The organism is Acidovorax sp. FG48, from assembly GCF_057809085.1.
In genome coordinates this window covers 1-15,554 of the sequence record NZ_JBMDJH010000011.1, presented here as the reverse complement: position 1 = coordinate 15,554, position 15,554 = coordinate 1, and the positions used below count along the sequence as shown (strand labels likewise).

Annotated in this window: 10 protein-coding genes; 2 read left to right on the top strand and 8 right to left on the bottom strand. The window is 65.6% G+C overall.

Annotated elements, in window-relative coordinates; all coding sequences use genetic code 11:
• Positions 1–55 precede the first annotated feature (55 nt).
• The 7 genes from ACODSU_RS15970 to ACODSU_RS15940 form a co-directional block, all read right to left on the bottom strand.
• Positions 56–1,855, bottom strand: a complete 1,800-nt coding sequence (locus tag ACODSU_RS15970; protein ID WP_488843110.1) for a diguanylate cyclase domain-containing protein — start codon at positions 1,853–1,855, stop codon at positions 56–58.
• Complete coding sequence (locus ACODSU_RS15965; protein WP_488843348.1) at positions 1,852–3,657, bottom strand: diguanylate cyclase domain-containing protein; 1,806 nt, start codon at positions 3,655–3,657, stop codon at positions 1,852–1,854. Before ACODSU_RS15965 ends, ACODSU_RS15970 begins: the two co-directional genes overlap by 4 nt.
• A gap of 5 nt (positions 3,658–3,662) precedes the next feature.
• On the bottom strand, positions 3,663–5,444 hold the full coding sequence (locus ACODSU_RS15960; RefSeq protein WP_488843108.1) for a diguanylate cyclase domain-containing protein: 1,782 nt from the start codon (positions 5,442–5,444) through the stop codon (positions 3,663–3,665).
• 10 nt (positions 5,445–5,454) lie between these two features.
• Positions 5,455–6,978: an oxygenase MpaB family protein gene (locus ACODSU_RS15955; RefSeq protein WP_488843106.1), complete on the bottom strand. Its 1,524-nt coding sequence runs from the start codon at positions 6,976–6,978 to the stop codon at positions 5,455–5,457.
• The gene (locus tag ACODSU_RS15950) at positions 6,975–7,796 is read right to left on the bottom strand and encodes a carotenoid biosynthesis protein (RefSeq protein ID WP_488843104.1); all 822 of its coding nucleotides are present in this window, start codon (positions 7,794–7,796) and stop codon (positions 6,975–6,977) included. The genes ACODSU_RS15955 and ACODSU_RS15950 overlap by 4 nt, the downstream gene beginning before the upstream one ends.
• 185 nt (positions 7,797–7,981) lie before the next feature.
• Positions 7,982–8,803, bottom strand: coding sequence for an alpha/beta hydrolase (locus ACODSU_RS15945; RefSeq protein WP_015015192.1), 822 nt, complete (start codon positions 8,801–8,803; stop codon positions 7,982–7,984).
• An 84-nt stretch (positions 8,804–8,887) separates the two neighbouring features.
• Positions 8,888–9,715 carry a proteasome-type protease gene (locus ACODSU_RS15940; protein WP_015015191.1) on the bottom strand — a complete coding sequence of 276 codons (828 nt, stop codon included), beginning with the start codon at positions 9,713–9,715 and terminating at the stop codon, positions 8,888–8,890.
• A 250-nt stretch (positions 9,716–9,965) separates the two neighbouring features.
• Between ACODSU_RS15940 and ACODSU_RS15935 the strand changes: the two genes are divergently transcribed.
• On the top strand, positions 9,966–11,165 hold the full coding sequence (locus ACODSU_RS15935) for an alpha/beta hydrolase family protein (RefSeq protein ID WP_488843101.1): 1,200 nt from the start codon (positions 9,966–9,968) through the stop codon (positions 11,163–11,165).
• Between the two features lie 51 nt (positions 11,166–11,216).
• Here the strand turns inward: ACODSU_RS15935 and mutS are convergent, their stop codons facing one another.
• Positions 11,217–13,835 carry a DNA mismatch repair protein MutS gene (gene mutS, locus ACODSU_RS15930; RefSeq protein ID WP_488843099.1) on the bottom strand — a complete coding sequence of 873 codons (2,619 nt, stop codon included), beginning with the start codon at positions 13,833–13,835 and terminating at the stop codon, positions 11,217–11,219.
• A gap of 200 nt (positions 13,836–14,035) precedes the next feature.
• Here mutS and ACODSU_RS15925 point away from each other — a divergent pair.
• On the top strand, positions 14,036–15,554 hold a 1,519-nt coding region (locus tag ACODSU_RS15925), incomplete at its 3' end, for a diguanylate cyclase (protein WP_488843097.1).

Below are 15,554 nucleotides of genomic sequence, written 5' to 3'. Positions count from 1 at the left end.
GGGAAATGGCAGGCGCATGTTGTCGGCCTGCATCCGTGCCCGCAGGGCGGGGCTGTCAGGCGGAGGACAGTGCAAGGTCGCCCGTGTTGCGCCGCAGGCAGAACTTGCCGCCCTGTTTGCCGCTGTACATGGCGGCGTCGGCCAGCTTGAGCAGGCCAATCGCGTCAGTGCTGTCGTGTGGTGCGATGGCGTACCCAATGGTCAGACCGATCTCCACCTGCACGTTGTTCAGCGAAAACGGCGAACGGAATGCGTCCAGCAGCTTGTGCCCCAGCTCCTGTGCCTGTTGCAGGCTCTGCAACTGTCCGGCCATCACCACGAACTCGTCCCCGCCGAGGCGCGCCACCAGGTCGCTCTGGCGCACATGGCCCTGCAGGCGCCGTGTCACGGCCACGAGCAGTTCGTCGCCCACGTCGTGGCCATGCTGGTCGTTGACGGGTTTGAATCCGTCCAGATCCATCATGTACACCGCGAGCATTTTTTCAGAGCTGCACCGCGAGAGTGCGGATGCAAGTGCTATGTTGAGCCCGCGCCGGTTGGGCAGGCCGGTGAGCGGATCGGTGTGGGCGAGGGAGCGCATCACGTCACGCTCGCGGTTGGCGTCCAGCGCCTCCAGCCGCAGGGCTTTGGTGCGCAGGCCCAGCACGCGCATGAACAGCAGCATGTCCAGCGTGGCGCCAAACTGGAAGGAGTGCAAGGTCCAGAAGTTCACCGGCACCTTGCCCTGTATCACGCCGATGACCGTGGCAGTCGCCAGAAAGTACACCAGCCAGGCCAGCAGCAGTGTGGATCCGACCGGGTCTCCCAGCCGTGCGCGTCGCACAGCCCCTGGGATGCCCATGAGCGCAGGCACCAGCCCCAGGATGCTGACGATGCCCGTCACTGCCCGGGTGCTGAGCAGGTCCAGGGCATAAAGTGCGGCCAGCACCACGCACAGCACGGCGCCGCCCCGCATGCTGCGCAGCAGCCGGCTGCGGGGCCGGTCACCGGCCAGGGCCTGGCTGATGAATAGAAAGGAGCCGCAGGTGGCCGTGAGCGCGGCCAGGCTGGCGGCATGCAGCTCCACCCAGGGCATGTCGCGCCACAGGTATTGGGTGCCCAGACCAAACAGGTGCAGCGAAAACAGCAGGCTGCCCGTGATGAGCAGTGCGTACTGGATGAACAGCACGTCGCGCAGGTTGAGCCACTGCGCCAGGCTGTAGATCAGCAGGCACAGCGCCAGCCCGGTGAGAATGCCTTGCAGCATCTGCTCGTTCAGGGCCTTGCTGTGCCAGGTGGTGGGTTTGTTCAGGGTGATGGGCAACACCATGGCGCCCCGGGTTTCCACACGCAGCAGCAGGTCGTAGGCGTGCCCTGGCAGCATGGTCAGCGGCAGGGCGTGCGTGCGGCTGCGCAGCGGGCGCTGGGTGTAGGGCTGCAGGCTGCCCAGCGTGGCCTGCTGGGTGACGTGACCGTCTGTCGCCAGGTACACCTCGATGCGCTGCAGCACGGGATAGTCGATATCCAGCACCCACAGGCCATTGGATGCCACCGGCACGGTGACCGGGATGCGCACCCACACCGGTTCCGCCCGTACGCCCAGGGTGCCGCTGGTGCCTGGTGGGGTTTGAAAGCGGGCCAATTCCGCAAGGACATCATTCACGAGCAAGGTGCCGGAGGGGTCTGGCAGCACGGTGACTGCAGGCCAGGCCTCGATGGAGAGCAGGTCATCCCGCAGTTCAAGGGCGGTAGCCCGTGCATGGGTCGGGAATGATCCCTGCAGCAGGCAAAGCGCTACGATCAGGCACGCCGTGCGCCACCAGCTCTTAAGAGCCTTGCAGTACATGTTGAAGCCAACCAAACGCGTGCAGGTCATGGGCTCAGCGCCAGTTCGCCAGGATTGCGGCGTATGCAGTGCTTGCCGTTCTCCTTGCCTGCATACATGGCTGCATCCGCCAGTCGGACCAGATGCTGTGCATCGTCGCTGTCCAGCGGTGCGAGTGCGTAGCCGATGGTGAGGCCCACCTGAATGGACAGGTGGCCCAGCCGGAATGGCTGTTCAAACGCATGCAGCAAGGCACGCCCCAATTCATGGGCTTGCTCAGGCGTTGCCAGCTCTCGTGCCATGACGATGAATTCGTCGCCGCCCAGGCGCGCTACCAGGTCGGTGTGCTGCCGTACATTGGCCTGCAGCCGGTGGCCCACGGCCACCAGCAGGTCATCGCCTACATCGTGGCCATACGTGTCGTTAACCGGTTTGAACCCATCCAGGTCCATCAGGTAGAGGGCCACCATGCGTTGGGATTTGGCCTGTGCCAGCGCCGACTGCAGCGCCATCTGCATACCGCGCCGGTTGCACAGTCCTGTCAGCGAGTCGGTGTAGGCGAGTGATCGCATGGTGTCGCGCTCGCGCAGCGCCTCGGCTGCCGCGTGGCGCAAGGCGGCAGAGCGCTGGCCGAGTACCCGCAGGAACAGCAGCATGTCGGCAGCCGCCCCGAGCTGGAAGGAGTGCAGCGTCCAGAAGTTGACTGGCAGCAGGCCTTGCACCAGACACACCATGGTCACGGCTGCCGTGAAGTACGCGATCCAGGCTGCGAGCAACGTGGTGCTGACGGAGTCCCCCCGGCGTGCACGTGCTACGGCAATAGGCAGGCTGATGAGCGAGGGCAGGGGCCCCAGCACGCTGATGATGGCGGTGGTGGTCCGGGTGTTGATCAGATCGACCAGGAAGGCCGCGAGCAGCACCAGGCTTAGCACTGCGCCTGCCTGCATCACCCGCAGGAACTGGCTGTGGGGCATGTGGCCCATGAGCGCATGGCCCATGAAGAGGAACGAGCCCGCAATGGCCAGCAGCCCTGTCGCCCCTGCGGCGTGTACCTCGATCCAGAGCTGGTCGCTCCACAGGAATTGGGTCCCCACACCGAAGAACTGCAGCGAGAAACCGGCACTGCCCACCACCAGCATGCAGTAGTAGAGGAACAGCTTTTCGCGCTGGCTGGCCCATTGGGTAAAGCTGTAGACCACCAGGCACAGGGCCAGCCCGGCCAGCACGCCCTGGAACATCTGCTCGCGCAGAGACCGGTGCACCAGATAAGGTGCCTTGCTCAGGGTGATGGGCAGGATCATTGCGCCCGAAGTCTGTACGCGGATCAGCAGCTCATAGGGCGTGTCCGCCGCCAGGTCCAGCGTCATCGCCGGGGTGCGGCCGCGCAGCGGGCGCTCGGAGTAAGGCCGCAAATTGCCCAGCGCCGCGTGCTGAATCAGCTGGCCTTGCTTGGTGAGGTAGATGTCGACTTCATTGAGCACCGCAAAGTCGATGTTCACGATCCATTCATTGCCCGACGCCACGCGCGACATCAGCGGCACGCGCAGCCAGATGGCCTCCTTGCGCACACCCAGGCTGCCGCCCCGGCTGGGGGGCTCTGCGAAATCGGGCAGACGTGCCAGCGCGTCCTGCACACCCCATTGCTGTGAAGGGTCGGCCAGTAGGGTGGCTACCGACCAGACGTTGACCGGGCGGGAATCGGCGGGCAGCACGAGCGGGGAGGGCTCTGAGGCCCGCGCGGTGGCGGGCAGGGCTAGCACCTGCCAGAGTGCCAGTAACAGCAGCAACACCAGAGGGCGTGGGAGTGTGGGCCGACCAGTGGGCCGACCAGTGGGCAGGGCGTTGCGATGCATCGTCGTCATGTCAGTGCTGCCGTGGCGCGGATGCGCTGCACCGAGTGCTTGCCGCGTTGTTTGCCTGCGTACATCGCGGCATCTGCGTACCGCAGAAGGCCCTGCGGATCGTCGCTGTCCAGCGGTGCGAGCGCGTACCCGATGGTCAGGCCCACCTGGATGCGCAAATGGCTCAGCGTGAGCGGATGCTCAAAGGCCCGCAGCAGCGAACGGCCCAAGTCCTCGGCCTGCTCGGGCGTGGCCAGGTCGCGGGCCATGATGATGAACTCGTCCCCGCCCAGCCGTGCGACCAGGTCTGTCTGGTGCCGCACATTGGCCTGGAGGCGGTGGCCCACGGCCACCAGCAGGTCGTCCCCCACATCATGGCCGTGCGCGTCGTTGATCGGCTTGAATCCATCCAGATCCATCAGGTAGACCGCAACCAGCCGCTGGGGTGAGCAGTGGGCCAGCGCGGCGTGCAATGCGTGCTGGAGGCCACGCCGGTTGCTCAGGCCGGTGAGCGGATCGGTGTTGGCCAGTGACTGCATCAGATCGCGCTCGCGTATAGCCTGCTGGGCTTGGGCCTGGACCGCCCGGGCGCGCAGGCCCAGCACGCGGAAGAACAGCAGCATGTCCAGGGTGGCACCGATCTGGAACGAGTGCAGTGTCCAGAAGTTTGCAGATACCCAGCCCTGCACCAAGCACACCATCACACCGGCAGCGATACCAAAGGCGATCCAGGCCACCAGCAAGGTGGCGCCAATGGGGTCTTTCTGCCGCACGCGCGCCAGAGCTGCTGGAAGGCTGATGAACGAGGGCAGTGCGCCCGCCAGACTCATGAACGCAATCGCAAACGGCACAGTCAACCAGCCCAGCACCAAGGCAATGCAGACCGCTGCCGTGATGCCTGCACCCACGCGCATGGTGCGCGCGTACCGGCTGTTGGGGTTGTCTCCACCCAGAGTGTGGCCAAGAAAAAGGAACGACCCGGTCAGCGCCATCAGCCCGGCCGCTGGGCCGGAGTACCGGTCCATCCACGGGTTGTTGGGCCACAGATACTGCGGGCCAATACCAAAGAACTGCAGCGAGAAGCCCGCACTGCCCAGCACGACCAGTGCATAAAAGCCGAACATGCGATCCCGCTGCGTGACCCACTGGATCAGGCTGTACGCAAGCAGGCAAAAAGCCAGTCCGTTGAGGAGCCCTTGAAGGATCTGCTCACCCAAGGCGTGGCGCAGGTGAATGGGCATTTCGCTGACCGTGATGGGCAGAATCAGTGGGCCTGTGGCCTGCACGCGTACCAGCAGGTCGTACGGTTGTCCGGGCTGCAGGTCGAAGGCCATGGCGGGCGTTCGGCCTGCCAGCTGCGCTGGATCGGATTGGCGTGCGCGGGCCTGCTGAAGCACCTTGCCTCCCTGGGCCAGATACAGGTCGGCCCTCAGCGAGCTGTAGCCGAGGTTGACAACCCAGGACGTGCGCTGCGCCTCGCGCGCAACAATGGGAATGTGCAGCCACATGGCCGTCTTGTGCACGCCCAGCGAGTTGCCAGGGCGCGCCGGCGGTTTGAATTCGCCCAGGCGGTTCAACATGTCTTCGACCGAGAGCTGGTAGGTGGGGTCGGCCCGGAGAGTGACGGCTTCCCAGGCGTCCACCTCCGGCCTGTCGTGTGTGAGCACCAAGGGCTCGCCTGCCCGCACTTGCCCGGGTAATGCGGTGAGCACCAGCAGGCACAGCACCAGGCTCGCCACGCCGCAACCCGCACGCCACAGGCGGGCCAGCATCGGGAGGTTGCGCAGCGCGGGAGGCATGGGCTAGGCGCTATGGCGTGGTGGCTTGAGGTGCCTGGCCTGCTGCACCTGCTTGTGTTGACTGGGCCTTGCTGGCGAGGCCGCGACTCCAGCTGCCGGAGGTGGTCAGCCGGTCCTCGATGCGGTTGAGCCATCCGGGTGCGTTGGGGTCGTCGCTCCAGCTGTGCACCACGGTGTCCACCTGGTTGAGCAGCTCGGTGGGCAGTTGCAGTGGGCGCGTCTGGCTCATCAGCACCCGACTCATGAAGTGGTAACCCAGGGCCCGGGTCAGCATGCGCACGATCGAAAAACGCGGCAGCAGCATGCCGACCACGGTATCGATCAAACGTGCCAGCAGGAGCACACCCCAGAACAGCAGGGCCGACTGCCAGGGTACAGGCTGGTTCAGCCCCAGGTCCTCGGCGGTCTCGCGCCCGCACAGGTAGCGGGTCATGAGCTGCGGGAAGGGTTTGACGATGCGCCAGGGCAGCGCGTTGGCCATGGTCTGCATCAGTGCCAGGCCCAACGCCGGGCGCGGGTCGGGGGTGACCGGCTCGGCGCGGCCGCGCGCCTGCATGAGCGCCATCAGCGCATCGCCCTGGGCCATGGTCTCCACCATCAGGGAGCGGTCAATGCCCAGCACGTGGCCCACCACATTCCAGGCATGCAGGTAGGCCTCCTCGTCGTGGGCGGGCAGCCCGAGACCCAGTCGGCGCAGGCTGCGCAGGAACACGTAGCCGAAGGTCAGCAGCGTGTAGGCCAGCTCCTCCTGGTTGCAAGGGAGGCCTTTGGCGGCGAGGTTCCAGCCGCGTGCATAGAGCGTCTGGTACATCATGGACCGACCGCCGCCAGCGGGGGCGACGCCAGGCACGACCAGGCCGTCTCCACCCGCCTGCCATTGCGCCATGGCATGTTCGGGGCTGCCGTGCAGGATGAGATTGCGCACCGTCGCGTGGATCAGCCGCACCTTGAGCACCTGGGCCACGCCGGCGCCGCGTTGGCTGAGGCCGCCATGCAGCATCACCGGGAAGATCATGGCGGCGGTGGAGCGGATGCGGTATTCCGTGTTCTGCTCCAGCTGGCCGGTGGTGTGCAGCACGCTCGACAGGTCCGGCACCACATAACACTCGGGCAGGCTGGCGCAGAACAGCAGGATGCACGACAGCGCCCCGTGGTCCATGAAGAGTTTTTCGGCGCGCTCGATCTTGCGGGCGTCAGCCCAGGGGGGGAGCACCTGCGCCGCTTGCACGTAGTGGTTCAGCGCCTCGGCCATCTCGGCAGTCACATAGCCTTTGGCGGTCTTGTCACCTTCTCCCACCTGCACCGGGCCTTCTGTTGCTTGCCAATGGGTCAACGTGGCGTTGTCGGCCCACTGGCTGAACAGCAGGTTGACCGTATTGATGTGTGCCCACTGCGGGGCGTCGGCGGCCACGTCGCCGGGGGGCCACGGCCCCAGGATCTTGGCGATGGTTTCGTCGGCCAGCGGATCGGCGTGGTGCTGCATGGGAGCCAGGTCAGCGGCTGGCAGGTGGGGGCTGGGGTGGGTTCCGGTCATGGGGCGACCTTACCCGGAGCGCGCCAGCGTTGGAAGCCCGCCAGCGCGCACAGCAGCGGAATCCCCATGGCGAAAGCGGCGATGGTCCGGATCTCCACCGGGTTGCCCAGAATCATCTGAAACACCATGCCTGCCGCGTAGATGGCCAGCGGCACCATCGCGTGGCGCCGCAGAAAAGGGCTGGCGGGCTGCAGCGGGCGCTGGCGCACCGACATGCGAAAGCCGAAGACGATCACAAAAGCCACAAACACCCAGCCGAAAAAGCCCTGCACGGTTTCTCCAAACCAGGCGCCATCGGTCTTGGCCATGATCCACGCCTTGAGGGTGTACACAAAGTAGGGGTCTGCGCCCAGGTCGAACGCAGTCACGATCATGGCCGCCAGAAATGACAGCATGGCGGCATTGCCCAGGCCGGGTGCGCCGTCCACCGCCGATTGCCAGACGATGAGGTTGCTGATCACATAGCCCGCGTACGTCAGCGCAAACCACATCATCGGAATCACCAGTGGCACATCCAGCAAGCGGGGGCCCAGCACGTCGGTGTAGGTGTAGTGCCCGAAAAACCATCCCCGGCTGGAGCCCATCTGTTCCGCAAACCACCCCAGGCTGACCGCAATCAACACAAACTGCAGCGCTGCGCGGGCGCCCAGCAGGTGGGCGGCGCTGGCCCAGCAGCAGGCGAACATCAGCACCGAGGCGATGACGATGGCGATGGTGGTGTCGTTGTGGGTGCGAGAGGCTGTGGCGATGACAAAAGCGGCAAGAAGCGCAAAGCTGAGCGCGGGTAAGCGCCCGGCCGTCGAGGGCGGTGCAGACATGTCGGGTGTATCACGCTGTAACAATTGCGCCAGTGTAGGGGATTGGTGCCTGGTGTGTGTCCCCTGTTTCCCCTGATCCAGGGGCTCTGGCGGCTGCTTATTTGCCCCCCAACGTCTGAATTTGGTGGTAAGCAGCACCCGGCGACCCTGGCCGGGGTCTCTTTGAACAGGTCCTCGGTAGCGGCTCAGCGCTGCAGGGGGGTGAGCGCGGCCAGGTTGAGCAGGGCCGCCTCGATGGCGGCCGCCGTGGCCACGGGCTGCTCCATGGGGAACAGGTGGCTGCCGTCCAGCATCATGGTGCGGCCCTCGGTCACACGCAGCGTCATGGCCATCCCAACCTGCTTCATCTCGTCCGAGTCGCGCCCGCCGATGAAGGCGGCCGGGCACTGCAGCGGGTGTTTGCTCAGCAGCCGGCCCAGGTTGTGGGGCAGTGTGTTGTAGATGGCCGTTTCCACCGCGCGGTCGAAGCCCAGCACGCGTTTGCCGTCCTGGTCCTGCAGGCCATGGGTGATGTAATCGTGCAACACCTCGGGGTGCCAGCGGGCAAACGCCTTTTTCTTTCGGAAGTGCTCCAGCGCTTCTTCATTGCTGGCCCAGCTGAAGCGGCGCTGGCGGCTGACGCGGCCCGGCGATATCGATCCCACCACCTGGGTCCGCTTGGCGACGCCCACCACGTTGGCCTTCCAGCCGCCAATGAGCGGTGAGTCGATCAGCAGCACGCCGCGCACCAGCTCGGGGTGGCGCGCTGCCGCCATCACGCTGAGGAATCCGCCCAGCGAATGGCCCACCAGGAACACCCGCTGGCCGAGGCGCTGCACCTCGGGGCCGGCAAAGTCGGCCAGTTGCTGCACCAGGTGGGGCCAGTTGCTGGTTACCGGGTATTGGGGGTCGTGGCCATAGCGCTCGACTGCGCTGACTTCAAACCCCCGGGTCTTGAGGTGCTGGAACAGCACGCGGTAGGTGCTGGCCGGAAAACTGTTGGCGTGCGAGAAAACGATGGGCAGCATGGAGGTGGTGACAGGGCAGCAGGGCCGACCAGCAAAGACGCGTGCGGCCGGGATGCAGCGGGCGCGCAGGCCCGCAGGAGGGCGTCAGATCAGCCGGTCGGTGTGGTTGGTGATCTTCTTGAGCGGCTTGCTGCGCGAGGGGGTGACCATGATCGGCACTTCGGTCGCGCCGCCGCTCCAGGCCGGGTCTTCGATGCTGTCGAACACCTGGCGCAGCTTCTGGCCCCAGCTGTCGTGCAGCATACGGAAGTAGGGGTTGTTCTCGTCGATGCAGATCACCTTGTCGGTGGCAAAGCGGTCGGCCTCGTACACCACCAAGTCCAGGGGCAGGCCCACCGACAGGTTGGATTTGAGCGTGCTGTCCATCGACACCAGCGCGCACTTGGCGGCCTCGTCCAGCGGGGTTTCGGGCGTGAGCACGCGGTCGAGCACTGGCTTGCCGTATTTGGATTCGCCCACCTGGAAGTACGGGGTCTCGGATGTGGCCTCGATGAAGTTGCCCGCCGAGTAGACCTGGAACAGGCGCATGCCCTCGCCCTTGATCTGGCCGCCAAACACCAGGGACACGTTGAAGTCCACACCCGAGCGCTTGAGGGCGGCACCGTCGCGCTCGTGCACGTGGCGCACGGCAGCGCCCAGCACACGGGCGGCGTCAAACATGCTCTTGGCGTTCCAGATCGTGATGGCCTCGCCCGACTCGCTGTCCTTGATCTGCTCGGTCTGCAGGATCTCGCGCACCGACTGCGAGATGGACAGGTTGCCCGCCGACAGCAGCACCATGAAGCGGTCGCCCGTCTTCTCATAGACCATCATCTTGCGGAACGAGCTGATCTGGTCCAGGCCGGCATTGGTGCGGGAATCGGACAGGAAAACCAGCCCGGCGTTGAGTTTGATGGCGACGCAGTACGTCATGGAGCAATGGGGTTCGTTGGAGGGAGAGAATCCGCGAGTTTAGTCGCCCGCGAACCCGAGGCCTTGCGCCCCGCCAGGCGGCCAGGCACCACAGAGGCTTCAGAAACACCGGAACGAGGCGCTCGTAGCGTCTACTGGGTTGTCGTGGTCAATGCGCCGCACGACGGTGGGGGCTCCTCCTGCTTAGGAAGCAGATACAGGTCGCGCCTATGATCCAGCGCTCTACTTCCTTCCCAGAGGACATACCGTGTTGAACACCTTGATTTCCTATGGAGTGCGTTGTGCTCCGACCTTCGTCCTGACGGCTGTACTGGTGGGCTGTGGTGGCAGCGACAACATCGGAGGTGGCATTAATCCTCCCGTATCCCCCCCTGTGACCGAACGCGCCGGGCGACTTGAGTCGGCAGCATTGCTGAGTACAGTTCCAGTGACGGAAATTAGTGCAGCGCTCGCTGCCAAAGAGTCTCTGGCACAAAACGTGGTACCGCGCTATGCCGTCACTTCGTACCGGTTGGACTATTTGACTACCGATGCCGACGGCCGGGAGGTACGCGCGTCCGGCATGGTCAGCGTGCCACAGAAGCCGGTGGGCGCTAAAAGCCCGCTGCTGAGCTACCAGCACGGCACCATTTTTCGCGACGCCGAAGCCCCCAGCAACAACGCAGTGGCGTCCGAGGTGGCCGTGGTGCTGGCGTCGCTCGGCTACATCGTGCTGGCCCCTGACTATGTGGGGTTTGGAAGTTCCAAAGGCACGCAGCATCCGTACCTGCTGTCGGCGCCGTCCGCCGCTGCTACGCTGGATTTTTTGACCGCTGCCCGCACTTGGCGCGGCAATGCCAATGTGGCTGACAACGGACAGCTTTTTCTGACCGGATATTCGGAGGGGGGCTACGTAACGATGGCCGCGCACCGCGCCATGCAGGAGAGCGGTTCACCCCACCTGCAGCAGCTACGCATGGTGGTGCCAGGTGCAGGGCCTTACAACGTACAGACCACCATGGATGGTTTGGTGGACTTGGTTCGACAAGAGCAGCCCGTGCTGGGCGCGCTGATCAATCCGGGCTTTCTGCGCTACCTGGGAGGGAGTGTGCAGCGCGAGGTAAGGCGCCTGCTGCTGCGTGTCCTGATTCCTGGTGATGCTGACGTGGTTTACGACACCCGCTTCATCGATCGGTACCTTGCGGACGACACCGGTTATGTTGCCGACGTGAGCAGCGTCCACGATTGGAAACCCAACGTGCCTGTGCGCCTCTACCACGGCCGCGATGACCGCACCGTGCCCTATGCGAGTTCGGTCAGCACCCTGCGTGCCATGCAGCAAAAGGGCGCTGGAGAACTGGTGAGCTTGACTGAATGCCGCGCAGTACCTACGGCCGGGCACGTGCAGTGTGTGCCGCCGTTCATCACTTTTATGCTGGGGCAGTTCGCGGGCGTGGCGCAGGATTTGTGAAACCAAGTGCTCATACGACCCCCGTGGCTGTCCCGGTAGGGCGTCCTTGGGTCAGCCCAGCATCTTCTTGAGCTGGTACAGCGCATCCAGCGCTTCACGGGGGCTCATCGCGTCGGGGTTGATGCCTGCCAGCGCGGCTTCCACCGGGCTGGCGCCCGCGCTCTCGGGCACCTCGGGCGCGGCGAACAAGTCCACCTGCAATTCATCCTCGCCCGCGCGTTCTTCGAGCGCCGCCAGCGCATGGCGGGCGTGGTGCAGCACGGGCGATGGCATGCCCGCCAGCTTGGCCACCTGAATCCCGTAGCTGCGGCTGGCCGGGCCGGGCTGAATCTCGTGCAGGAACACGATGTCCGCGCCGCTCTCGGTGGCGCTCACATGCATGTTGATCGCGTGGCGCGCCTTGGTAGGTAGTTCGGTCAGCTCGAAATAGTGCGTGGCAAACAGCGTGAAGGCGCGGGTTTTGTCGTGCAGGTGCGTGGCAATGCCGCTGGCCAGCGCCAAGCCGTCGAACGTGCTGGTGCCTCGGCCGATCTCGTCCATCAGCACCAGGCTGTGGGGCGTGGCGGCGTGCAATATTTGCGCGGCCTCGGTCATCTCCAGCATAAAGGTGGACTGCGCGTTGGCCAGGTCGTCGGCCGCGCCGATGCGGGTGTGGATGGCGTCGATGGGGCCCAGGCGGCAGCTCGCGGCGGGCACATGGCTGCCCATGCTGGCCAGCAGCACGATCAGCGCCACCTGCCGCATGTAGGTCGATTTACCGCCCATGTTGGGGCCGGTGATGACCTGCATGCGCGTGTTGGCGTTGAGCCGCGTGTGGTTGGCGATGAAGCTGCCGCTCGATGTCTCGGCCAGGCGGGCTTCGACCACGGGGTGGCGACCACCCTCGATCTCGATGCAGGGCTCGGGCACGAACTGGGGCGCGCACCAGTTCAGGGTGAGGGACCGCTCGGCCAGCGCGCACAGCACATCGAGCGTGGCCAGCGCCTGCGCCAGACGGGTCAGCTGCGGAATGTGGGGCTGCAGCTGGTCCAGGATCTGCTCGTACAGCCACTTCTCGCGCGCCAGTGCACGCTCGCTGGCCGACAGGGCCTTGTCTTCAAACGCTTTGAGCTCAGGCGTGATGAAGCGCTCGGCATTTTTCAGCGTCTGGCGGCGGCGATAGTCATCGGGCACCTTCTCGACATGGCTGCTGGTGACCTCGATGTAGAAGCCATGCACCTTGTTGAACTGCACGCGCAGGTTGGGGATGCCGGTGCGGGCTTTCTCGCGGACCTCCAGGTCGAGCAAAAAGGCGTCGCAGTTGGTCTGGATGGCGCGCAGCTCGTCCAGCTCGGTGTCGAAGCCGTTGGCGATCACGCCGCCGTCGCGCACCAGGGCAGCTGGCTCTTCGGCAATCGCGGCCTGCAGCAATGCCATGCAACCCTCGGGCGGCTGCAGGTGGCTGAAGATTTGCATCAAAAAGGGCTCTGGTGCCCGTCCATTGAGCGCAAGCAGCTCTGCTTTTTGTAGCGTCTTGCCCAGCGCGACCAGCTCGCGCGGGCGCACCTGGCGCAGCGCAATGCGGGCGGTGATGCGCTCCACATCGCTCACGCCCTTGAGTTCGCTGCGCAGTGTGGACCAGGGGCCCGCACCGCCACCTGCGCCGCCCGCGCCCCGCAAGGCTGTGGTGGCCGACAGGCGCTGGCGTGCCTCGGCGCGGTCACGGCGCGGCTCCAGCAGCCAGGTCTTGAGCAGTCGGCTGCCCATGCCGGTCATGCAGGTGTCGAGCAGCGAGAACAGCGTGGGCGCATCGTCACCACGCAGGGTCTTCACCAACTCCAGATTGCGGCGCGTGGTGGCGGGCAGGTCGATGAGGTCGTCGTTGCGCTGCACCTGCACGCTGTGCACGTGGGTGAGGGTGCGGCCCTGCGTGTGCTCAGCATAGGTCAGCAGCCCGGCGGCGGCGGCGTGGGCCTCGCCCAGGTCTTGCGCACCCCAGGCCTGCAGGCTGGCCGCGCCCAGGTTTTCGAGCAGCTTGCGCTCGCCCAGGGCGCTGTCAAACTGCCAGTCGGGCCGCAGGCTCATCGGGCAGGTGAAGGCGCCGCCTTGGCGCAGCACCTGCAGTTGCTGCTCAAAGCGTTCGGTCACGCCTGCGCTGTAGATCAGCTCGCTGGGCGCCACGCGCGCCAGCCAGGCGCCCAGTTCGTCCAGCGCGCATTCGGCCAGGAACACGCGGCCCTGCGTCACGCTCAACCAAGCCAGGCCGCAGCGCGCGCGGGGCGCCTGATGCACGGCCATCAGCAGCGATTCGGATTTGTCGGACAGCAGCTCGGTGTCGGTCAGCGTGCCGGGCGTGACCACGCGCACCACCTTGCGCTCTACCGGCCCCTTGCTCGCGCCCACCTCTCCCACCTGCTCGGCAATGGCTACCGACTCGCCCATCTTGATGAGGCGCGCTAGGTAGTTCTCCAGCGCGTGGAACGGCACGCCCGCCATCACCACCGGCTGCCCGCCCGACTGGCCGCGCTGCGTGAGCGTGATGTCGAGCAGGCGCGCGGCCTTTTCGGCGTCTTGCCAGAAGACTTCGTAGAAGTCGCCCATGCGGTAGAACAGAAGCGTCTCGGGGTACCCGGCCTTGAGGGCGAGGTACTGCTGCATCATGGGCGTGTGGTGTTCGAGCGTGTCGGACATGCAGGGGGTGGCAGGAATGAGGCGTGGACTGTAGCAGTTCGGTCATCGGGTTTCCCCTTGGTGAATTCCACTGCGTTCTGCCAAGATGTTACGTTTTGACATACTCTTGGCTGTATGCTGGCAGCTTGACCCTGAACGGAGCCATCCTCCGTTTGCGCATTGGTGTTTCAACCCCAGGATTCAGAGGCTTCAGAGCGACCGTGATCTCGTCCGAACTGCTGACCGACCTCCTCGCCCCTGCCGGGGACGGCCTCATCGAGCCCATGGCGCAGGCGCGCCTGCAAGCGCTGGTGGATGCAGTGCCAGTGGCACTCATGGAGTTCCGTCTGCAGGACGGCCGACTGCTGCTGCTGGCCGCCAACGCCGCGGCCCGGCGCATGCCGGGGCTGGGCGCGGTGCGGCACCCTGGCGTGGACGCATCCGAGGTGTTCGACCTGCTGGCCAACACACCCTTGATGGACCAGTTGCTCGGCGTGGTGCGCGTGGGTGCACCGCTGGAATGCCGCCAGGTGGTGCGCGAGCCCGGCCGGCTGTTGCTGGCCTGGGACTTGTCGGCTCGCCGCGTGACGAATGACTGCATCGTGGTCACGGTGCGTGATGCCTCGGAGGCTGAGAATCTGCGGGTGTCGCTGGCCGCGTCCGAACGCGCGCTGGAAGAAGTTCGGCGCGAGCTGCGCGAACAGACCGATGTGTTCAACACCATGGAGAGTCTGGCGCGCACCGGCCACTGGCGGCGCATTGAAGACCCGGGCGAAACCGTGCTGCTCTGGTCGCCCGGCCTGTGCAATATTGCCGGGTTTGAGCAGCAGGAATGGGTGGACCCCGAGCGCGCAGTGAGTGGCATCCTGCCAGAAGACCGCCACGTGTTCGACAAGATCCGCGAGCGTGGGGCCGGGCTGGACGTGGAGTACCGCTGGCGCCGACCGGACGGCGAGGTGCGCTGGATGCGCTCGCGCGTGCAACGTACGCTGCCGCGTGACGGCGTGCAGGTGGTCATGGGCGTGGTGCAGGACGTGACAGACGAGCACCGCGCTGCAGAGCAGTTGCGTGAGCAGCTGCTGTTCATCCAGCGCATTGCCAGCCGCATTCCCGGCTTCATCTACGAATACCGGCTGCATTCCGACGGCGGCACCAGCGTGCAGTACATCAGCGATGCCGTGCGCGAATTCATGGGGGTGGAGCCGCACGAGGTCACGGCCAACCATGGCGTGCTCATGCACCGCGTGGTGCCCGAAGACCTGCCGCAAGTGCAGCGCTCGGCCATCATGTCGGTGCGCAAGCTGGTCCCTTGGCAGTGCGAGTACCGCGTGCGCATGCCTGACGGCAGCGTGCGCTGGCACATGACCAATGCCATTCCGCACCGCGAGGCGGATGGCTCGGTGGTGTCGCATGGGTTCACCATGGACATCACCGACCGCAAGCTGGCCGAGCAAGAAATCGAACGCCTGGCCTTCTACGACGCGCTCACGGGCCTGCCCAACCGCCGCCTGCTCCTGGACCGCCTGCAACGCTCCATCGCCGCCTGCCAGCGCACCCGCAACCTCGGCGCCCTGCTGTTCATCGACCTCGACAACTTCAAGGACTTGAACGACACCCTGGGCCACGACATGGGCGACCAGCTCCTGGCCCAGGTCGCCGCCCGCCTGGTGGGCAGCGTGCGCGAGGCCGACACCGTCGCCCGCTTTGGCGGCGACGAATTCGTCGTCATGCTCGAAGCCC